The sequence below is a fragment of the Massilia putida genome (assembly GCF_001941825.1).
Lineage (GTDB): Bacteria > Pseudomonadota > Gammaproteobacteria > Burkholderiales > Burkholderiaceae_D > Telluria > Telluria putida.
On sequence record NZ_CP019038.1, the window covers coordinates 4,540,205 to 4,560,915 of the forward strand.

At 65.2% G+C, this 20,711-nt stretch carries 21 protein-coding genes; all 21 read left to right on the forward strand.

Going from position 1 to position 20,711, the window contains the following annotated elements; all coding sequences use genetic code 11:
- Positions 1-4: 4 nt before the first annotated feature.
- On the forward strand, positions 5-952 hold the full coding sequence (locus BVG12_RS22380) for a Tim44 domain-containing protein (RefSeq protein WP_075794317.1): 948 nt from the start codon (positions 5-7) through the stop codon (positions 950-952).
- Positions 953-1,057: 105 nt separating this feature from the next.
- Positions 1,058-1,726, forward strand: coding sequence for a ubiquinone biosynthesis accessory factor UbiJ (locus BVG12_RS22385; protein WP_075794318.1), 669 nt, complete (start codon positions 1,058-1,060; stop codon positions 1,724-1,726).
- Positions 1,726-3,294, forward strand: a complete 1,569-nt coding sequence (gene ubiB / locus BVG12_RS22390) for a ubiquinone biosynthesis regulatory protein kinase UbiB (RefSeq protein WP_075794319.1) — start codon at positions 1,726-1,728, stop codon at positions 3,292-3,294. Before BVG12_RS22385 ends, ubiB begins: the two co-directional genes overlap by 1 nt.
- Positions 3,294-3,914 carry a methyltransferase domain-containing protein gene (locus BVG12_RS22395; RefSeq protein ID WP_075794320.1) on the forward strand — a complete coding sequence of 207 codons (621 nt, stop codon included), beginning with the start codon at positions 3,294-3,296 and terminating at the stop codon, positions 3,912-3,914. The genes ubiB and BVG12_RS22395 overlap by 1 nt, the downstream gene beginning before the upstream one ends.
- Positions 3,915-4,239: 325 nt before the next feature.
- On the forward strand, positions 4,240-4,548 hold the full coding sequence (locus BVG12_RS22400) for an FmdB family zinc ribbon protein (protein ID WP_075794321.1): 309 nt from the start codon (positions 4,240-4,242) through the stop codon (positions 4,546-4,548).
- Positions 4,549-4,625: 77 nt separating this feature from the next.
- Positions 4,626-5,249, forward strand: a complete 624-nt coding sequence (locus BVG12_RS22405) for a DUF502 domain-containing protein (protein ID WP_075794322.1) — start codon at positions 4,626-4,628, stop codon at positions 5,247-5,249.
- An 86-nt stretch (positions 5,250-5,335) separates the two neighbouring features.
- Positions 5,336-7,129 (forward strand): aspartate--tRNA ligase, encoded by a 1,794-nt coding sequence (aspS, locus tag BVG12_RS22410; protein ID WP_229503683.1) that lies wholly within the window; start codon positions 5,336-5,338, stop codon positions 7,127-7,129.
- A gap of 132 nt (positions 7,130-7,261) precedes the next feature.
- Entirely contained in the window at positions 7,262-7,717 is a 456-nt protein-coding gene (nudB, locus tag BVG12_RS22415) for a dihydroneopterin triphosphate diphosphatase (protein ID WP_075794324.1), read from the forward strand.
- Positions 7,718-7,803: 86 nt separating this feature from the next.
- On the forward strand, positions 7,804-9,489 hold the full coding sequence (locus BVG12_RS22420; RefSeq protein WP_075794325.1) for a diguanylate cyclase: 1,686 nt from the start codon (positions 7,804-7,806) through the stop codon (positions 9,487-9,489).
- A 121-nt stretch (positions 9,490-9,610) separates the two neighbouring features.
- Entirely contained in the window at positions 9,611-10,894 is a 1,284-nt protein-coding gene (locus BVG12_RS22425) for an HD-GYP domain-containing protein (protein ID WP_075794326.1), read from the forward strand.
- Positions 10,891-12,567, forward strand: a complete 1,677-nt coding sequence (locus BVG12_RS22430) for a PAS domain-containing sensor histidine kinase (protein ID WP_075794327.1) — start codon at positions 10,891-10,893, stop codon at positions 12,565-12,567. The genes BVG12_RS22425 and BVG12_RS22430 overlap by 4 nt, the downstream gene beginning before the upstream one ends.
- Before the next feature lie 124 nt (positions 12,568-12,691).
- The gene (gene ssuE, locus BVG12_RS22435; protein WP_075794328.1) at positions 12,692-13,264 is read left to right on the forward strand and encodes an NADPH-dependent FMN reductase; all 573 of its coding nucleotides are present in this window, start codon (positions 12,692-12,694) and stop codon (positions 13,262-13,264) included.
- A complete protein-coding gene (locus BVG12_RS22440) occupies positions 13,257-14,258 on the forward strand; it encodes a sulfonate ABC transporter substrate-binding protein (RefSeq protein ID WP_075794329.1) in 1,002 nt (333 codons plus the stop codon). The genes ssuE and BVG12_RS22440 overlap by 8 nt, the downstream gene beginning before the upstream one ends.
- A 1-nt stretch (position 14,259) precedes the next feature.
- A complete protein-coding gene (gene ssuD / locus BVG12_RS22445; RefSeq protein WP_075794330.1) occupies positions 14,260-15,423 on the forward strand; it encodes an FMNH2-dependent alkanesulfonate monooxygenase in 1,164 nt (387 codons plus the stop codon).
- Positions 15,423-16,241, forward strand: a complete 819-nt coding sequence (gene ssuC, locus BVG12_RS22450) for an aliphatic sulfonate ABC transporter permease SsuC (protein ID WP_083685316.1) — start codon at positions 15,423-15,425, stop codon at positions 16,239-16,241. Before ssuD ends, ssuC begins: the two co-directional genes overlap by 1 nt.
- 15 nt (positions 16,242-16,256) lie before the next feature.
- On the forward strand, positions 16,257-16,994 hold the full coding sequence (locus BVG12_RS22455) for an ATP-binding cassette domain-containing protein (protein WP_075794331.1): 738 nt from the start codon (positions 16,257-16,259) through the stop codon (positions 16,992-16,994).
- Positions 16,995-17,196: 202 nt separating this feature from the next.
- Positions 17,197-17,391 (forward strand): hypothetical protein, encoded by a 195-nt coding sequence (locus tag BVG12_RS22460; protein WP_156895713.1) that lies wholly within the window; start codon positions 17,197-17,199, stop codon positions 17,389-17,391.
- Between the two features lie 107 nt (positions 17,392-17,498).
- Entirely contained in the window at positions 17,499-18,326 is an 828-nt protein-coding gene (locus tag BVG12_RS22465) for an endonuclease/exonuclease/phosphatase family protein (RefSeq protein ID WP_075794333.1), read from the forward strand.
- Positions 18,327-18,328: 2 nt separating this feature from the next.
- Positions 18,329-19,489 carry a cardiolipin synthase ClsB gene (clsB, locus tag BVG12_RS22470; RefSeq protein WP_075794334.1) on the forward strand — a complete coding sequence of 387 codons (1,161 nt, stop codon included), beginning with the start codon at positions 18,329-18,331 and terminating at the stop codon, positions 19,487-19,489.
- Positions 19,490-19,500: 11 nt separating this feature from the next.
- The gene (locus BVG12_RS22475) at positions 19,501-19,884 is read left to right on the forward strand and encodes an RNA-binding S4 domain-containing protein (protein WP_075794335.1); all 384 of its coding nucleotides are present in this window, start codon (positions 19,501-19,503) and stop codon (positions 19,882-19,884) included.
- 164 nt (positions 19,885-20,048) lie between these two features.
- Positions 20,049-20,678, forward strand: coding sequence for a TetR/AcrR family transcriptional regulator (locus tag BVG12_RS22480; RefSeq protein ID WP_075794336.1), 630 nt, complete (start codon positions 20,049-20,051; stop codon positions 20,676-20,678).
- The last annotated feature ends 33 nt before the right edge of the window (positions 20,679-20,711 follow it).

Consider the following 20,711-nt stretch of genomic DNA (forward strand, 5'->3'; position numbering starts at 1 on the left):
GCAGATGAAAAAATTCTTGGCCAGCATGATGATCGCGCTGATGACGCTGTCCAGCGTCGCCGACGCGCGTCCGCTCGGCGGCAGCCGCTCGTTCGGCCGCCAGTCGCAGTCGGTCAGCCGGATGCGTGCCCCGGCGCCTGCGCCGGCGCCCGCGCCTTACCAGCAGCCGTCGTACCAGCGTCCGGCTCCGGCGCCCGCCGTGCCGGCCCCGCTGCCGGTAAAACGGCCGAGCATGTGGAAAGGCGTGCTGGGCGGGGCGCTGCTCGGCCTCGGCCTGGGCGCGCTGTTCTCGCACTTCGGCATCGGCGGGGCGATGGCCAGCGCCTTGTCGTCGGTGCTGATGATCCTGCTGCTCGTGTTCGCGGTGATGTTTATCGTGCGTATGTTCCGCCGCAAGGACACGCCGGCCAATCCGGCGTTTACCGGTTTTAACCAGACCCCCATGCCGGCCTCGGCCACGCCGGAAATCGGTTCCGGCCTGAACAGCGGCTACCAGGGCAACCAGGGCGGCTTCCAGCCGGGCTTCGCGAGCGCGCCGTCGCTCGACAAGGCCGCGCCTGCGCACCAGCAGTGGGGCGTGCCGGCCGGGTTCGACACGGAGGCTTTCCTGCGCCACGCCAAGGCCTCGTTCATCCGCATGCAGGCCGCCTGGGACCGCGGCGACCTGGCCGACCTGCGCGAGTTCACGTCGCCCGAGGTATATGCCGAACTGTCGCTGCAGATCCAGGAGCGGGGCGGCCAGCCCGACTTCACGGAAGTCGTCAATATCGATTCCCAACTGCTGGGCATCGAGACGACCGAGCGCGACTACTTGGCCAGCGTGCAGTTCAACGGCATGATCCGCAACGCGCCGGGCGCGCCGGCGGAACCGTTCGTCGAGGTCTGGAACCTGTCCAAGCCGCTCAACGGCAGCGGCGGTTGGGTCCTGGCGGGCATTCAGCAAATTACTTAAAAACTTCGCAATAAAAAGCTTGTGCTCCGGGTTTTATGCTCCGGTGAACTGGTAAGATCGAAACCGCCCGACCTATGCCGGGCGGTTTTATTTTGTGTAGGTGAAATGGCGATGCTTTCGACTCCCTCTTTCCTGTCGCCCACGGCCCCGGCCGTGGCGACGATCAATCACCTGCTGGCGCAGGAAGCCTGGGCGCGCGACGGCCTGATGCGCCATGCCGGCAAAACGGCCTGTATCGATATGGGCCATGTCGCGTTACGTATGCGCGTCGCGCGCGACGGCATGCTCGAGACGGCGGGCGCCGATGACGCGGCCAGCGTCACGATCCACGTCAAGCTGAGCGACCTGCCGCTGATCGTGCAGAACCGCGATCGCGCGTTTTCGTATGTGCGCATCGAGGGCGATGCCGAGTTCGCCAACACGATCTCGCAATTGTCCAAAGGCCTGCGCTGGGACGCGGAGCACGACCTCGAGCGCGTGTTCGGGCCGATCGGCGCCGTGCGCCTGGCCGGCGGGGCGCGCTCCGTTGTGACCGGTGCGGCCACGGCCGGGCGCCGCCTGGCGGAAAACGTCGCCGAATTCCTGCTGGAAGAACGCCGCGTGCTCGTGCGGCCAGCGGCGGTCGACGCATTCGCCGACGATGTCGGCCGCCTGCGCGACGACGTCGAGCGCACGGCCAAGCGCATCGCCAAACTGGAACAAAAATTGGCGCAACAAGCCGAGCGCCGCGCCGCGCCCGTACCGACGATCCCTGATACGCCTTCGGACCACTGATGATCCTGAAATTCCTGCGCCTGCTGAAGATCTTCACCGTCATCGTCAAATATGGCCTGGACGAGATCGCAATTTCCGGCCTGCACGTACCACGCACCGCCCGCCTGATCAATACTGTCTTCTTCTGGCGCAGGATCACCTCGCCGCGCGCGATCCGCCTGCGCCTGGCACTGGAAGAACTCGGACCGATCTTCGTGAAATTCGGCCAAGTGCTGTCGACCCGTCCCGACCTGATGCCGCCCGACATCGTGGCCGAGCTGTCGCTGCTGCAGGACCGCGTGCCGCCGTTCGATTCCGACGTGGCCGTCGCCCAGATCACGCGTTCCCTCGGCGCGGCGCCGGACATGCTGTTCGCCGCGTTCGAGCGCACCCCGGTCGCGTCGGCATCGATCGCCCAGGTCCACTTCGCGACGCTGAAAAACGGCAAGGAAGTCGCGGTGAAAGTGCTGCGTCCGGGCATGAAGTCGACGATAGATGAAGACATCGCCCTGATGCAGATGGCCGCCGGCCTCATCGAAAAAGTCTGGGCCGATAGCCGCCGCCTGAAGCCGCGCGAAGTCGTGGCCGAGTTCGACAAATACCTGCACGACGAGCTCGACCTGATGCGCGAGGCGGCCAACGCCAGCCAGTTGCGCCGCAACTTCGCGAATTCCGATTTGCTGCTCGTGCCGGAAATGTATTGGGATTATTGTTCCAGCAGCGTGATCGTGATGGAGCGCATGAACGGCATCCCGATCTCGCAGACGGATCGCCTCGTCGCGGCCGGCGTCGACCTCAAGAAATTGTCCAGCGACGGTGTCGAGATTTTTTTCACGCAAGTCTTCCGCGACGGCTTTTTTCACGCGGATATGCACCCGGGTAACATCCTCGTGTCCATCGATCCGGCCACGTTCGGCCGCTACATCGCGCTGGACTTCGGCATCGTCGGCACCCTGAACGATTTCGACAAGGATTACCTGTCGCAGAACTTCGTCGCCTTCTTCCGCCGCGACTACAAGCGCGTGGCCGAGGCGCACATCGAATCCGGCTGGGCACCGCGCGAAACCCGTGTCGACGAACTGGAAGCGGCCGTGCGCGCCACGTGCGAACCGATCTTCGACCGGCCCCTAAAAGACATTTCTTTCGGCCAAGTGCTGCTGCGCCTGTTCCAGACGTCGCGCCGCTTCAACGTCGAGGTGCAGCCGCAGCTCGTGCTGTTGCAGAAGACCATGCTGAACATCGAGGGCCTGGGTCGCCAGCTCGACCCGGAGCTCGATCTGTGGAAGACCGCGAAGCCGTACCTGGAGCGCTGGATGGCGGAACAGGTCGGCTGGCGCGCCTTCGTCGACCATTTGCGCGACGAGGCGCCGCGTTACGCGGCGATCTTCCCGCAACTGCCGCGCTTGGCGCATCAGGTGCTGGAAAAACATGCGCACCGCGAAGTCGACCAGGACGTCGTCATGGCCATGCTGCTGCACGAGCAGCGCCGCACCAACCGCCTGCTGATGTTCGTCGCCTGCGTGGCGGGCGTGCTGGCCGTGCTCGTCGTCGGCATGCATGTCGCCCAGCGCTGGCACTGGGGCTTCTGATGGCGTCGACGCCGGATTTCGCCAGCCGCGATCCGCTGTCGCCGCAATTCTGGGACGAGCGTTTCGAGCGCGATTTCACGCCGTGGGACCGGGGCGGCGTGCCGCTGGCGTTGCGGCGCTTCGTCGCGGCGTCCGAACGGCCCCTGACGGTGCTGATTCCCGGGTGCGGCTCCGCGCACGAGCTGGCGCTGATGTGCGAGGCCGGCTGGGACGCCATCGCCATCGATTTCTCGCACGAAGCCGTCGCCCGCGCCCGCGCGCTGGCCGGACCGGGCGGCGCTCCGTCGTGGGCGGACCGCATCGTGCAGGCCGATTTTTTCGCGTACACACCGCCGCGGCCGCTGGACCTCGTCTACGAACAGGCGTTCTTCTGCGCGCTGCCGCCGGCAAGACGGTCCGACGTGGCGCGGCGCTGGGCCGAATTGCTGGGGCAGGGTGGTTTGCTGGCGGGTTATTTTTACTTCGACGATGCGCTGAAGGGACCGCCGTTCGGCATCACGCGCGCCGAGCTCGATGCGCTGCTGGTGCCCACGTTCGAGTGCATCGTGGATGAGGCCGTCGAGGATTCGATCCCGGTATTCGCCGGCAAGGAACGCTGGATGGTCTGGCAGCGCACCTAGGTACGTCATTCCCGCGCACGGGAACGACGGGCTATCGAAAAGAAAAAGGCCCGCAAGCGGGCCCCGATTTGAAGTGTTCTTCTATGGTATTGCGGCGGGCCGGCAGAGCCGGTCGCGCAAACTTCTGTTTCTTAAACCTTGCACAGCATCGTTCCTGCTGAGGAATGCTATTTAAACAGTTAAGTTGATGTTCGGCAAACGGAACGCATCTGTGCGCTGACGAAAAACAACACTGTTTCCATGGTGCAGCAAGATGGCCATGCGTCCATCTACCCGGCAAAAGCTTTATAATTCAGGGTTTTGATGATTTTTGCGGAGTATTCAGATGCCGATTTACGCCTACCGCTGCGAAGAATGCGGTTTTGCCAAGGATGTACTGCAAAAGATTTCCGATCCGGTTCTGACCGTTTGCCCGTCGTGCGGCAAGTCATCGTTCAAGAAGCAAGTCACCGCTGCCGGTTTCCAGTTGAAAGGTACGGGCTGGTACGTGACCGACTTCCGCGGTGGCTCTGCTCCGGCGACCGGCACGGCACCAACGACGCCGGCCTCGTCCGACAGCGGCGGCAGCAGTGCCGAATCGTCGGCCGCGCCGGCGCCCGCGGCCGCACCGGCCAAGGACAGCAGCAGTACCTGACAACGGCGCCGGCCCTGCGTGGGCGGCGCATAATGAGCACCCGATACTTTCACCGGACGAATCCGTCACGACAATCGATGCGTAAATATTTCATCACCGGCGCGCTGGTGCTGGTTCCCCTGGCGATCACGGCCTGGGTGCTGCACTTCGTGATCGCTACGCTGGACCAGTCGCTCGTCCTCGTGCCGACCGCGTGGCAGCCGCGCAAGTACATCCCCGGCCTCGGCGCGATCATCACGCTGGCCATCGTGTTCCTGACGGGCGTGCTGACCAATAACCTGGTCGGCAAGTGGTTCGTCCGCATGTGGGAGCGGGTGCTGCAGCGCATCCCCGTCGTGAATTCGGTGTACGGCAGCGTCAAGCAGGTATCCGATACGTTGTTCTCGTCGTCGGGCAACGCGTTCCGCAAGGCCGTGCTGATCCCGTACCCGCACGAGAATTCGTACACGATCGCTTTTCTCACCGGCGTGCCGGGCGGCGACGTCAAGAATCACCTGGTGGGCGACTACGTGAGCGTGTACGTGCCGACCACGCCCAATCCGACTTCCGGCTTCTTCCTGATGATGGAAAAGAGCCGCGTCGTCGAGCTGGACATGTCGGTCGACGCGGCCCTCAAGTACATCGTCTCGATGGGCGTCGTGGCGCCACCGCCGCCGCTTGAAGCCGCGGCCGACGCACGCGCCGCCGTCGCGGCGCAATAAAAGAACAAGGCAGCAAAGAATCCAGGGCCTGCGATAGAAGCGGGCCCACCGAATCAACCAACCAGGATCGAAAAATTATGTCCTCCATGCGTACTCACTACTGCGGCCTCGTGACCGAAGAGCTGCTGGGCCAAACCGTCAGCCTGTGCGGCTGGGTGCACCGCCGCCGCGACCACGGCGGGGTGATCTTCATCGACCTGCGTGACCGCGAAGGTCTGGTGCAGGTCGTCTGCCACCCCGACAATGCGGACGTCTTCAAGGTCGCCGAGCACGTGCGCAACGAGTACTGCCTGCGCGTGACGGGCACCGTCGTGAACCGCCTGGAGGGCACCGCCAACGCCAACCTGAAGTCGGGCAAGATCGAGATCAACACCACCAAGCTGGAAGTGCTGAACGCGTCCGTGCCGGTGCCGTTCCAGCTGGACGACGACAACCTGTCGGAAACGACCCGCCTGACGCACCGCGTGCTCGACCTGCGCCGCCAGCAGATGCAGCACAACCTGCGCCTGCGCTACAAGGTGTCGATGGAAGTGCGCAAGTACCTGGACAACCTGGGCTTCATCGACATCGAGACCCCGATGCTGACCAAGTCCACGCCGGAAGGCGCGCGCGACTACCTGGTGCCGTCGCGCGTCAACCCGGGCAACTTCTTCGCGCTGCCGCAATCGCCGCAGCTGTTCAAGCAACTGCTGATGGTCGCCAACTTCGACCGTTACTACCAGATCACCAAGTGCTTCCGCGACGAAGACCTGCGCGCCGACCGCCAGCCGGAATTCACCCAGATCGACTGCGAGACGTCGTTCCTGACCGAGCAGGAAATCCGTGACCTGTTCGAAGACATGATGCGCGTCGTCTTCAAGAACGCCGCCGGCATCGACCTGCCGAACCCGTTCCCGGTGATGGACTTCGCCACCGCCATGGGCTCCTACGGTTCGGACAAGCCGGACATGCGCGTGAAACTGCAGTTCACCGAACTGACGGAGCTGATGAAGACCGTCGAATTCAAGGTCTTCAACAACGCCGCCAACATGACGGGCGGCCGTGTCGTCGGCCTGCGCGTGCCGCAGGGCGGTTCGATGCCGCGTTCGGAAATCGACGCGTACACCCAGTTCGTCGGCATCTACGGCGCCAAGGGCCTCGCCTACATCAAGGTCAACGAGAAGGCCAAGGGCCGCGACGGCCTGCAATCGCCGATCGTCAAGAACATCGCCGACGACGTGCTGGCCAAGGTGCTGGAATTGACCGGTGCGCAAGACGGCGACCTGATTTTCTTCGGTGCCGACAAGGCGAAGGTCGTGAACGACTCGATGGGCGCGCTGCGCGTGAAGATCGGTCACTCGGAATTCGGCAAGAAGGCCGGCCTGTTCGACGACGTCTGGGCCCCGCTGTGGGTCATCGACTTCCCGATGTTCGAGTACGACGACGAAGGCGACCGCTGGAACGCGACGCACCACCCGTTCACGGCGCCGAAAGACGGCCACGAGGACATGCTCGAAACGAACCCGGGCGCCTGCATCGCCAAGGCCTACGACATGGTCCTGAACGGCTGGGAACTGGGCGGCGGCTCGATCCGTATCCACCGCGAAGAAGTCCAGAGCAAGGTGTTCCGCGCGCTGAAGATCGATGCGGAAGAAGCGCAGCTGAAGTTCGGCTTCCTGCTCGACGCCCTGCAGTACGGCGCGCCGCCGCACGGCGGCCTGGCGTTCGGCCTGGATCGCCTGATCACGCTGATGACGGGCTCCGAGTCGATCCGCGACGTGATCGCCTTCCCGAAAACCCAGCGCGCGCAGGACCTCTTGACCAACGCCCCGTCGGAAGTCGACGAGAAGCAGCTGCGTGAGTTGCATATCCGTCTGCGGAACGAGCCGAAGGTCGCTTAAGAGCCACCACGTCGTTCCCGCGAAAGCGGGAACAGCCCATCGGGCTGTTCCCCCATACCGAGTGTGCTGTATCCAACTCGGCATGGGTCCCGCTTGCGCGGGGGCGACGTCGATTGACGCTACAATCCGGGCATGCCCCACAAAATCCCTGAATCCGTCCTCGTCGTCATCCACACCGCCGACCTGGACGTCCTGCTGATCGAACGCGCCGACCGCCCCGGCTTCTGGCAATCCGTCACCGGTTCCCTCGGCCGCCCCGACGAGCCGCTGCTGGACACTGCAACGCGCGAATTGTTCGAGGAAACCGGCATCGTCGCCGACGGCGAACGCATCGTCCTCAACGACTGGCACCTGTCGAACATCTACGAGATCTACGAAACCTGGCGCCACCGCTACGCGCCCGGCGTCACCCATAACACCGAGCACGTGTTCTCCGTCTGCGTACCGCGCGATATCGCGATCACCCTCGCGCCGCGCGAACACCTGCAATACGCCTGGCTGCCACTCCTGGCAGCGGCGGACCGGTGCTTTTCCAGCTCCAACGCGGAAGCGATCCTGCAATTGCCGCGCCACGTCCGCGGCGCGTAAACAAACACGGTCTATTTCAACCGTGCGCCCCGGAATCTGTGCTATTTTGCCTTGCTTTGTAGCAATGACATTCCGATCGACATCCCATGCGTAGCGAAAGACATCTGAAATTCGTTGCCCTTGCCGTCTTCACCGTCATGGTAACGGTGACGGCCGTGCCGTTTTCGCTGAACCGTTCCGTCAACGTCCTGATGGCGCAGTCGAGCGCCGACCAGGCCGCGCAGCAGCGCCTCGATGACATCCTGACCAGCATGCGCGACGCCGAGACGGCGCAGCGCGGCTTCGTCATCACCGGCAACGATGCTTTCCTCGAACCCTACGACCGGGCCCGACGCACGCTGCCTTCGGCCCTGCACGATGCCAAGGAAAAGGCACGCACGGACGCCGAGCGGGCGACCGTATGGCGCATCACGCGCCTGGTGGAACTCAAGCTGGCGGAACTCGACGAAACCATCCTGCTGCGCCGCCGCGCGGGGTTCGAGGCCGCCGAGCGCGTGGTCAGCTCGAAGCGCGGCAAGGCATACATGGACGACTTGCGCCAGCTCGTCGCGGCGGAAGACGCGCGCGGCGCGGCCAGGCGCGCCGCGCTGCGGACCGAATTGCTGGCACGCTCGCAGCGGTCGTTCGTCGTCGACGTCGTGGGCACCGCCTGCAACATCCTCGCGCTGGGCGTGCTGCTGCTGGTCGTGCTGCGCATGCTGCGCACCCGGCGCGCCGTCGCCGCGCAGCTGAAGACGCAGGCCGGCCAGCTCGCGGAAGCGGTTGCCCTGACGTCGCGCCACAACCGCGAACTGAAACTGGTCGCGGAACTGCTGCGCGCCGTGGAGGCCGTGGCGGCGCTGCCCGATGCCGGCCCCGTGATCGCGCGCTTCATGCCGAAACTGCTGCCCGGCGTGGCCGGCACGCTGTTCCTGCTGCGCGACGACGACGACAACATGCTGGACCGCCAGACGCAGTGGGGCGGGCCGTCCGACCAGCCCCTGGCCATCGACATCGATGCCTGCTGGGCGCTGCGCCACGGCGCGCGCTACAAGACGGCCGACTACGGCGATCCGGCATGCGCCCATTACCGCGAGTCGGAGACGGATGCGGCGGCGCGCCTGTGCATCCCGCTGGTCACGCACGATGAACTGGTCGGCATGCTGCATCTGGAAGGATTGACGGCAGGTCCGCTGCAGGAGGAGCAGGAGCGCCTGGCGGTGACGGTCGCGGAGCAGCTCGCGCTGGCGCTCGGGAATGCGCGCCTGCGCGAATCGCTGCGCCGGCAATCGGTGCTCGATCCGCTCACCGGCCTGTTCAACCGGCGCCACTTCGACGCCGCCCTGAAACGCGAACTGGCGCGCTCGCGCCGCAAGAACGTCCCGGTGAGCCTGGTGCTCGTCGACATCGACCATTTTAAAAACGTCAACGACGGCTACGGTCACGCCGTCGGCGACGCCGTGCTGCGCACCATCGCCCAGCAGCTGCGCCTCGGCATCCGCGAAGGCGACATCGCCTGCCGCTACGGCGGCGAGGAGATGGTCCTGCTGCTCCCGGAATGCACGGCCGCGGACGCGGGCATGCGCGCGGAGGCGATCCGCGTCGCCCTGGCTGCCATCACGCCCAATCCGGAAGGCGAGGGGCCGGAACGGATCACGGCGTCGTTCGGCGTCGCTTCCTATCCCCTCCATGCCCAGGACGCCGAGTCGCTGTTCTGGGCGGCCGACAAGGCGCTGTACCGCGCCAAGCAGCATGGGCGCAACCGGGTGGTGACGGGGGCCGAGGTAACTTGACCCTCCGGGAATGTGTCATGAATTCCACATGGGAACAAATGTTTCTTGACCGAAATAGTGGGGGTTGATACTTTCGGTCTTGAAGACTTCACTCATCCGTGCCCACGTTTCGAGGCGCAACATGGCCGACACGCTTACTATTCCCATCGACCAGGTCCAGATCGGCCTGTATGTGTACCTGGACCTGAAATGGTTCCAGCACCCGTTCGCCTTCAGCCATTTCAAGGTCAAGACCGAGGACCAGCTCCGCATCCTGCGCGGCCTGGGCCTTGCCACCGTGCGCGTCGACGCCGCGCTCAGCGATATCCCGGTGCCCACGCCGGCGCCGAACCGGCCCGTGCCGCCGGCGCCGCCCCCGATGTCGCCGGAGGCGCGTGCCGAGTCGCCGGTCATGGCGGCGAAACGCGAGATGATGGAGCGCATCCGCGAGCAGCGCGAGAACGCGGCGCGCATCGAGCAGGCGTTCGTGAACACGGCGCGCGCCATCCGCGACATCGACCGCAATCTGTTCTCCCAGCCGGCCGAAACGATCCGCGTGGCCGGCAAGTTGATTGGCCAGATCACGGAGTCGATCCTGTCCGCGCCCGAACTGGCCATCAACCTGATGGGCGATAAGCTGGGCGGCGAGGAAGTCTATGTGCATTCCCTGAACGTCACGATGCTGTCGATGATGATCGCACGCGACATCAAGCTGCCGCACGAGGTGGCCAGCCTGCTCGGCATGGGCGCGCTGTTCCACGACGTCGGAACGAAGAACATCCCGGACAAGGTGCTGAACAAGCTCGATCCGTACAACCACGCCGAGCAGGCGCTGGTCGAAACCCATTGTCACGGCGGCTTCGAGATCGGCCAGAAGCTGGGCCTGGCGGCGCCGGCGCTGGCCATCATCCGCGACCACCACGAGATGTTCGACGGCAGCGGCTATCCGCGCCATCTGCAAGGGGAGGCGGCCAGTGTCCTCGCCCGGATCGTCTCGATCGCGAACCATTACGATGAATTGTGCAACCCGCGCAATCCGGCCGACGCGCTCACGCCGCACGAGGCGCTGTCGCTGATGTTCGCCAAGATGCGCAGCCGCTTCGATCCCAAGCTGCTGCAGGTGTTCATCCGCTGCCTCGGCGTGTACCCGCCGGGCACGATCGTCCAGCTGGCCAACGGCGTCGTCGGCATGGTCGTCAACGTCAACACCGCCAAGCCGACGAGGCCCCAGGTCATGATCTACGAGGCCAGCGTGCCGCGCGAGGAAGCCATCGTGGTCAACCTCGAGCAGCAGCCGGACCTGAACATCGTGAAGTCGATCCGTCCGTCCCAGGTGCCGAAGGACATGTACAACTACCTCAGCCCGCGCAAGCGCGTCAGTTACTACTTCGATGCGAGCGACCCGGCGCGGAGGAGCCAGTCATGAACCTGCACCAGCTGATGATTGACCACAGCCCCTATATGGTGATGGTGGTCGATCCGGCCGACCTGCGCATCGTCGTCGCCAACCGCACGGTGGAACAGGTGCTCGGTTACCCGGCCGCGCAGTTGAGTGGAATGGTGATCACCGACATCGAAAGCTCGTTGCAGGACGTGTTTTATTGGGAGGACGTGCGCGGCGGCCAGTATCTCGACATCGAGGCGCAGGAGGGCGAGTACCAGTGCGCCGACGCCTCGCTGCTGACGGTGATGAAGTCGGTGCGCGTGATCCGCGACGGCGGGCGTCCGCTGCTGCTGGTGCGCGCGCGCGACTGCCGCCACGAGCGCCAGGTCGAGGCCCTGCTCGAGCAGACCCTGGCCCAGTTGCGCACGACGCTGGAATCGACCGCGGACGGCATCCTCGTGATCGACTGGCACGGCAAGATCACGAGCATGAACCGCCTGTTCTCGGCGATGTGGGACATCCCCGCCGCGCTGCTGCAGGCCGGCGACGACGACGACATCATCGAATTCATCGCGGGCCAGGTCGAGGAGGACGAATTGATCCGCAGCCGGTTGCGCCAGGTGGCCGATACCACCGAGACGCAGGACCTGTTCCGGCTCAAGAGCGGCCGCTTCTTCGAATGCCGCTCGCGTCCCCAGTTCCTGGGCGAGCGCGTGATCGGCCGGGTGTTCGGCTACACCGACGTCACCGAGCGCCACCGGGCCGAGGAAGCGCTGCGTGAATCGCGCGACCAGCTGGAATCGAAAGTGCGCGAACGCACCCGCGATCTGCAGGAAGCGAATGCGACCCTGGAAAAGGAAAAGGCGCGCCAGGCGGACCTGATCAAGAGACTGGGCGAGGCGCAGAGCCAGCTGCTGCAATCGGAAAAGATGGCCTCCATCGGCGTGCTGGCGGCCGGCGTCGCGCACGAGATCAACAACCCGATCGGCTTCGTCAATTCGAACCTGGGCAGCCTGCAAAAATATGCCCAGGCGATGCTCCGGCTGCTCGACAGCTACGAGGCGCTGGAAGACTCGTTCAGCCCGAACGACCGCGCCGAGATCGCGAAGATCAAAAAGGAAGTCGACGCCGACTACCTGCGCGAAGACCTGGAGCCGCTGCTGCGCGAATCCCTCGACGGCATCGACCGCGTACGCCGCATCGTGCAGGACATGAAAGACTTCTCGCACGTCGACGGCGGCGGCCTGCAGTACGCCGACCTCGAGGCGGGCCTGAACAGCACGCTGAACGTGGTCTGGAACGAGATCAAGTACAAGGCCGAGGTGACCAAGGAGTACGCGCAGATCCCGCAGATCGAGTGCTACCCGTCGCAGCTGAACCAGGTGTTCATGAACCTGCTGGTCAATTCCGCGCACGCGATCGAGAAGCACGGCCGCATCACCCTGCGCACGGGCTACGACGAGAAACAGGTGTGGATCGAAGTCGAGGACACCGGCACCGGCATCCCCAAGGACAAGCTGGGACGCATCTTCGAGCCTTTCTTCACGACGAAGCCGGTGGGCAAAGGGACCGGCCTCGGCCTGTCGCTGTCCTACGGCATCGTGCAGAAGCACGGCGGCCGCTTCGACGTGCACAGCGAAGTGGGCAAAGGCACGCGGTTCCGCATCGTCCTGCCGCGTTTCCGGCCGGTGCCCGAAGCGGGCGTCGCCATCTAGCCGCCGACGCACCATATGCGCGAAATCTTTTAACGAAAACGGCATATTAAAAAGCGAAAGCATTCGTTCCGGTTCGGTTGGCCCGGCGGTAGCCTGTGGCCATCCTCATCGACCCGGAACGACCATGACTGTCCTCCTGTTGGGCGCAAGCCCATCCTCGCCCTCGACGACCTGGCGCCTGCAGCAACTGGTGGGTGAACGCCTGGCGGAACGGGGCCATCGCACCGTCGCGCTGCAGGTGCGCGAACTCCCGGCCCAGGCGCTGCTGCGCGCCGACCTCAAGGACCCGGCCATCCTGGACGCCGTCGCCCGCGTGCGTGACGCCGAGGCGATCGTCGTCGGCACGCCCATCTATAAAGCCTCGTTCAGCGGCGTGCTGAAAGCCTTTCTCGACCTCCTGCCGCAGGACGGCCTGGCGCACAAGCTCGTGCTGCCGCTGGCCACCGGCGGCAGCCAGTCGCACATGCTGGCGCTGGATTATGCGCTGCGGCCCGTCCTGGCCTCGCTCGCGCCGCGCCATGTCCTCCCCGGCATCTACGCCACGCCGGAGCAGCTCCCTTGGGATCAGGAACTGGGCCTGCGCCCCGTGCGGGCCATCGCCGCGCGCATCGCTGCCGGCGTCGAACAGCTGCACGACGAATTGCAACGGGCAGCGCGACACAACGTCACAACCAGACAAGGATGCATCCATGAGTGATCCGTTCGATGCCGGCACGCGGCGCGGGCAGCGCCGCCGTACGCTCGGCATGTTGTTTGCCGCCGCGGTCGCGGTTCCCTTGACGGACCTGCCGCAGGCGCACGCCGCCGGCGCCCCGCGCGAAGTGCGCATCGGTTACCAGAAGTACGGCACGCTCACGCTGCTCAAGGGCCGGGGCACGCTGGAAAAACGCCTGGCCGAGAAGAACATCGCGGTCAAGTGGACCGAGTTCCCGGCCGGCCCGGCGCTGCTCGAAGGCCTGAACGTGGGCAGCATCGATTTCGGCACGGTCGGCGAAGCGCCGCCGATCTTCGCCCAGGCCGCGGGCGCGAACCTGGTCTACGTGGGCAACGAGCCGCCGTCGCCGGGGTCGGAAGCGATCGTCGTGCCGAGGGATTCGGTACTGCGCAGCGTGGCGGAACTGAAGGGCAGGAAGGTGGCCTTCAACAAGGGCTCGAACGTGCACTACCTGCTCGTGAAGGCGCTGGAACAGGCCGGCGTGGACTACCGCGCCATCCAGACCGTGTACCTGCCGCCGGCCGAGGCCCGCGCCGCGTTCGAGCGGGGCGCCGTCGACGCCTGGGTGATCTGGGACCCGTTCCTCGCCGCGGCCGAGAAGCAGCTGGGGGCGCGCGTGCTCGCGGACGCCAAGGGCCTCGCCGCCAACCACCAGTTCTACGTGGCCGCGCGGCCGTTCGCCGAGCAGTACGGGGACGTCGTGCGCATCGTGATCGACGAACTGGCCAAGGTCGACGAGTGGGGCCGCACGCACCAGCAGGAAGTCGCCGCCATCCTCGCCGCGCAAACGGGTCTGCCGGTGGACGTGGTGGCCCTGGCGGCGCAGCGCTATGCCTACGGCGTGCGCACCGTGACGCCGGACGTGCTGGCCGCGCAGCAGAAAATCGCCGACACCTTTTACAACCTCAGATTGATCCCGAAACCGATCGTCGTGCGCGCTGCGCAGCCGCCGGCGCAACTGTTCGCAAAGGAATGATATGACGACGCCGGATATCTTCTGGTTCATCCCGACCCACGGCGACAGCCGCTATCTCAGCACCAGCCGGGGCGCGCGCGCCGTCGACGCCGACTACACGCGCCAGATCGCCGTGGCGGCCGACACGCTCGGCTACGACGGCGTGCTGCTGCCCACCGGGCGCTCCTGCGAGGATGCGTGGGTGGTCGCCTCGTCGCTGATCCACGCCACGCGCCAGCTGAAGTTCCTCGTCGCGATCCGCCCCGGCCTGTCGTCGCCGGGCCTCTCGGTGCGCATGGCGTCGACGTTCGACCGCCTGTCGAACGGCCGGCTCCTGATCAACGTCGTCACGGGCGGCGACCAGGCGGAGCTGGAAGCGGACGGCGTCTTCGCCGACCACGAACAGCGCTACGAGATCTCGGACGAATTCATCCGCATCTGGCGTGCCGCGCTGGCCGGGGAGGGCGGCGACGACGGCTATCACTTCAGCGGCAAGCACCTGACCGTGAAGGGTACGCGGACACTCTATCCGCCCGTGCAGAAGCCGTATCCGCCGCTGTACTTCGGCGGCTCGTCGGACGCGGCGCACGAACTGGCCGCCGAGCAGCTGGACGTGTACCTGACGTGGGGAGAGCCGCCGGCCGCCGTGGCCGCGAAGATCGCGGACATCCGCGCGCGCGCCGCGAAACATGGCCGCGCTTTGAAATTCGGCATCCGCCTGCACGTGATCGTGCGCGAGACGAACGAGGAAGCGTGGGCCGCGGCCGATAAGCTGATCAGCCACCTGGACGACACCACCATCGCGAAGGCGCAGGCCGCGCTCGCGAAGATGGATTCGGTCGGCCAGCGCCGCATGGCCGCGCTGCACGGCGGCCGGCGCGACAAGCTGGAAGTGTCGCCGAACCTGTGGGCCGGCGTGGGCCTCGTGCGCGGCGGCGCCGGCACGGCCCTCGTCGGCGATCCGGACACGGTGGCCGCGCGCATGCGCGAGTACCAGGACCTCGGCATCGAGACGTTCATCCTGTCCGGCTATCCGCACCTGGAAGAATCGTATCGCTTCGCGGAGCTCGTGTTCCCGCTGCTGGGCAAAGGCAAGTCGCGCGGTGAACACTCGATCACCGGTCCGTTCGGCGAAGTGATGGCCGTCGATATCGTGCCGGATCGCGTGCCGAAAAAGGTGGCGTGATGCGTCCCGCGGTCCAGGCTCTCCCGGCGTCCGCGCAGCCTGACGGTGCGGCATCCGCCCGCCGCCTGTTCGCGCCGCTGGCGCCGTGGGCGCTGCCCATCTTCCTGATCGCCGCTTGGCAGGTCGCGGCGCATACTGGCGTGTTGTCGAGCCGTATCCTGCCCGAGCCCCTCGCCGTCGCCAGGGCGTTCCGCGACCTGGCGCTGTCCGGCGAACTGTGGACGCACCTGCGCGTGAGCCTGTGGCGCGCGGCGGCCGGCTTCGGCCTCGGCGCCGCGCTGGGGCTCGCGCTGGGCCTCCTGAACGGCAGCAGCCGGCGCGCGGCCGCGCTGCTCGACACGACGGTGCAAATGGTGCGCAACATCCCGGCCCTTGCGCTGATCCCGCTCGTGATCCTGTGGTTCGGCATCGACGAGGCGGCGAAACTGTTCCTGCTGTCGGTCGGCGTTTTCTTCCCCGTCTACCTGAACACCTTCCACGGTATCCGGGCGGTGGATCCTGGCCTGATCGAGATGGCGCGCAGCTACGGCCTGTCCGGCCGGGCGCTGTACCGCGACGTGATCCTGCCGGGCGCGCTGCCTTCGATTCTCGTCGGCGTGCGTTTTTCGCTGGGTCTCGTGTGGGTACTCCTGATCGTCGCCGAAACCATTTCCGCGCAGGCCGGCATCGGCTACATGACGATGAATGCGCGCGAATTCCTGCAGACCGACGTCGTGCTGGTCGGGGTGCTGCTGTACGCCCTGCTGGGCAAGGCCGCCGACCTCGCGGCGCGCGGCCTGGAACGCCGCTTCCTGCGCTGGAATCCCGCCTACCGCTGATCCCACAAGGTTCTCATGCACATCAACCAGATCGCCGCGCGCGGCGCTCACCTCAATCTGCACGGCCTCACCAAGCGCTATGCCGGACGCACGGTGCTCGACGCCGTCAACCTCATGATCCAGCCGGGAGAATTCGTCGCCGTCGTCGGCCGCAGCGGCTGCGGCAAGAGCACCTTGCTGCGCGCGATCGCGGGTCTGGAACTTCCGGACAGCGGGCAGGTCAAAATTGGCGGTGGCGGACTGAAGCCCGAGGTGCGGATGATGTTTCAGGACGCACGTCTGCTGCCATGGAAGACCGTGCTGCAGAACGTGGCGCTGGGCCTGAGGGACGGGGCGGCGCCGGCGCGGGCGGCGCTCGCCAGCGTCGGCTTGCTGGACCGCGCGGAGGACTGGCCGGCCGCGCTGTCCGGCGGCCAGCGCCAGCGTGTGGCCCTGGCGCGCGCGCTCGTGCACGAACCGCAACTGCTGTTGCTGGACGAACCGCTCGGCGCGCTGGATGCCCTCACGCGCATCGAGATGCAGCAACTGATCGAATCGCTGTGGACGGCGCGCGGCTTCACGGCCGTGCTCGTTACGCACGACGTGCAGGAGGCCGTGGTGCTGGCCGACCGCATCCTGTTGATCGAACAGGGCCGGCTTGCGCTCGACCTGGACGTCGGCCTCGCGCGTCCGCGCGCGCGGGGCAGTGCGGCATTCGGGACGATGGAACGCCAAGTGCTCGATCGCGTGCTACAAACACATCAATCCATGTGATTTTTTGAGAGATTTGCTTGGATTGATCGTGTTCGATTCTTTGACGAGCGTCCGATCTCCACTATATGCACGAAATTAAATTTAGGGAAAATAGATTCGCACAATACAATCGTTCGTTTGACAGTGAGAAATGATTTTATTAAGGTCCAGAAGTCGTTTCTGACGACTTTTCATTTTAGCAATGTCCAACAAGGGAGGAATCATGAGCGAACGCAGACACGAGCAGAAGGTCAAGGACGTTGGCGTTGATAACGATTACCTGTGTATCGAGCTATTGAGCGGTCTCCGCCTGATGGGCCCGCTGCGCACCAACCCGGTCTACCGCGACCCCGTCATCCCACCCGAAGCGCGTCCTCTGCCGAACGGCGAATTCAGGCACGCCGCCGTTTCCCCTTAAGCACTTCCCCCAACGCCTTTTCCGGCCAAAAGCCGGGGAAGGCTCCGCGCGCACGATTGCGCTCCCTACCTCGGAAAGGCACGGACTGATGGGGTTACAATGTTCCCATGAAAATCCGTGTTGCGACCTACAACATCCACAAGGGCGTCTCTTCCTTTCGTAGTACGCCGCGCGTGTTGGCGCTGAAAAAAGCCATCGGTACGTTCGGTGCGGACGTCGTGTTTTTGCAGGAGGTGCAGGGGCGGCACGACCGCTACCAGGCCCGCTACGGCGAAAAGCTGCGCAGCCCCCATCATCATTGGCCGGAAAAGGCCCAGCACGAGTTCTTTGCCGGCGAAAATCTGCACGCGGCTTATGGCATGAACGCCGTGTACGACCACGGCCACCACGGCAACGCGCTGCTGTCCGGTTATCCGATCTCGAATACGCGCAACCACGACGTGTCCGACCACGCCTACGAGCAGCGCGGCATCCTGCACTGCGTGCTGGAGACGCCGTCCGGCAATGTCCACTGCTATGTCGTCCACCTGGGCCTGTTCGAAGGCAGCCGTCGGCGCCAGACTGACTTACTGATTAATTGTGTGCAGGATTCGGCGCCGAACGGCGAGCCGGTCATCATCGCAGGCGACTTCAACGACTGGCGCAATACGCTCAGCGATTGCCTGCGCGTGAAGCTGGGCGTCGTTGAGGTATTCGATGAATTGGAACGGCCGGGCCGGCTCGGCGTCAAGATCGGTGATATGGTGCGGAATGTGGCTGGGCGCGAAAAACGCCTGGTCCCGGCGCGGACGTTTCCCGCCGCGCTGCCCTGGTTCCGGCTCGACCGGATTTATGTGCGCGGCTTCCAGGTCGAGCATGCCGAAGTGCTGCACGGCCCCCAGTGGGCGCGCCTGTCCGACCACGCACCGATCGTGGCCAACCTGCAGCTGGCATAGCGATGCGCACCGTTACCTATGTAGCGAACAACGACGTCACCCTCCTCGAAAGCGGCAGCACTTATTTCCCGGCGCTGCTGGCCGCCATCGACGCGGCCCAGCATGAGATCCTGTACGAAACCTATATCTATGCCGAGGACGACACGGCCCGCGCCGTCACCGACGCGCTGATCCGTGCCGCCAAGCGCGGCGTCAAGGTGCGCGTGTTGGTCGACTGGTTCGGCACCGGCAACCGCATCGCCTGCCGCCTCAAGGAGGAATTCTGCGCGGTGTGCGTGCACTACCGCATGTTCAATCCGTGGTTCAAGCGGGGTGCCGCGCGCAGTCACCGCAAGATCGCCGTGATGGATCGCCAGGTCGCCTTCGTCGGCGGCATCAATACGAACGACGACAATCTGCACGACTACGAACCGCATGCACCGCTGCCGGCGCCCCGCTGGGATTTCGCCGTGTGCGTGCGCGGCCCGCTCGTGGCGGAAATCCACCGCGAAGCCCAGGCGCAGTGGACGCGCGCGGGCCATCTGCCGCTCGTCCGGCGCATCAACCTGTTCCGCGAATTGCGTAAGCAGCCGGCCGCATTGGGCGATCATCCGATGCGCGCCGCGTTCGTCGTGCGCGACAACCTGCGCAACCGCCGCACGATCCAGCGTGCATACCTGCAGGCGATCGGCCGCGCGCGCAAGCGCGTGCTGATGGCCACGCCATATTTCGCGCCGGGCCGCAAGTTCCGCGATGCGCTGTGCCAGGCGGCGCGGCGCGGCGTCGACGTCTGCCTGATGATCGGCGTGGGCGAGTTCCGCATGCAGGATGCCGTCGCCTCGTCGTTCTATCCGCAACTGCTGGCGGCCGGGGTGCGCATCGTCGAGTACCGCAGGACCCAGCTGCACGCGAAGGTCGCCGTCGTGGACGACAACTGGGCCACGGTCGGTTCCAGCAATTGCGACGGGCTGTCGCTGTTCGTCAACCAGGAGGCGAACGTCGTCGTGCGCGATGCGAAATTTGCCGCCAGCCTCGCGCGCCAGATCGAGCGGGGCGTGGCCGACGGCGTGCAAGTGTGCCTGGATGATTTAAGGCAACTCAGTTGGGTGCGCCGCTGCGGCCACGAAATGGCCTATCTTCTCTATAAAATGACCATGCGGGTCGTCGCGATCGGCTATGCATGAGTGGAACTGCTATGACGGAACATGAAAACGTAAGAATCGATAAATGGTTGTGGGCGGCGCGCTTCTTCAAAACGCGCTCGCTGGCGGCGGATGCGGTCGATCGGGGACGGGTGCGGATCGGCGGCGAGCCCGTCAAACCCGCCCGCTCCGTGAAAGTCGATGATAAGATTTTCATCGACAACGGCTCGAACCGCTGGGAAGTGGTCGTGCTGGGCCTGTCCGACAAGCGGGGGCCGGCCCCCGTCGCCCAGGCGCTCTACCGCGAGACGGAAGAGAGCATCGTGCGCCGGGAAAACGACCAAGAGGCACGCCGCTTGTTCCCCGAACCGGGCAGCACGATCAAGGGCCGCCCGACCAAGCGCGACCGTCGCGCCATCACCCGCGCCGGCGGCTGACACGCCGCCGCGTGTTGCGGCCAAGGCACTAGAACGGTGCCTCTAAGTTCCCGTTTGACATTTCACGGCTGGTAGATAATAGTACGAGCGTTCGGATTTTTTCGGTCAGAAGAAATTCTCTCTTACGCGAGGCAATTATTAATACGACAGCTAAATCGATGAGCATGCGCAAAGGCGAGATGACGCGGGCCGCCATCCTCGATGTTGCGCTCGAGCTCGCCAGCCGCGACGGCCTCGAAGGCCTGACGATCGGCCTGCTGGCCGACCGCATGAGCATGAGCAAATCGGGCGTCTTCGCGCACTTCGGTTCGCGCGAAGACCTGCAGATCGACGTGCTCAAGCTGTACCACCGTCGCTTCGAGCAGGAAGTCTTTTTCCCCAGCCTGAAGGAAGCGCGCGGCCTGCCGCGTCTGGAGACGATGTTCAATCTCTGGCTCCAGCGCGTCTCGGTCGAGATCGCGTCCGGCTGCATCTATATCAGTGGCGCGGTCGAATACGACGACCGCCCGGGCCCGATCCGCGAAGAACTCGTCGCCATGGTCCGCACGTGGCAGGGTGCCCTGCTGCGCTGCGCGCAACAGGCGATCGACATCGGCGACCTGAAGGCGGACACGGATCCCGAACAACTGGTCTACGAAATGTACGGCCTTGTGCTGGCGGTGCACCACGATGCGCGCTTCCTGCGCATCCCGGGCGCCGTCGACCGCGCGCACCGCGGCTTCGCGCGCCTCGTCCAAGATTATCGCAACCCCAACAAGCAAAGCGGCCAGGCGCACACCGCCCGCGCTCAGTAATTTCAAGCCAACAAATATTTACCTGTCAGGAGA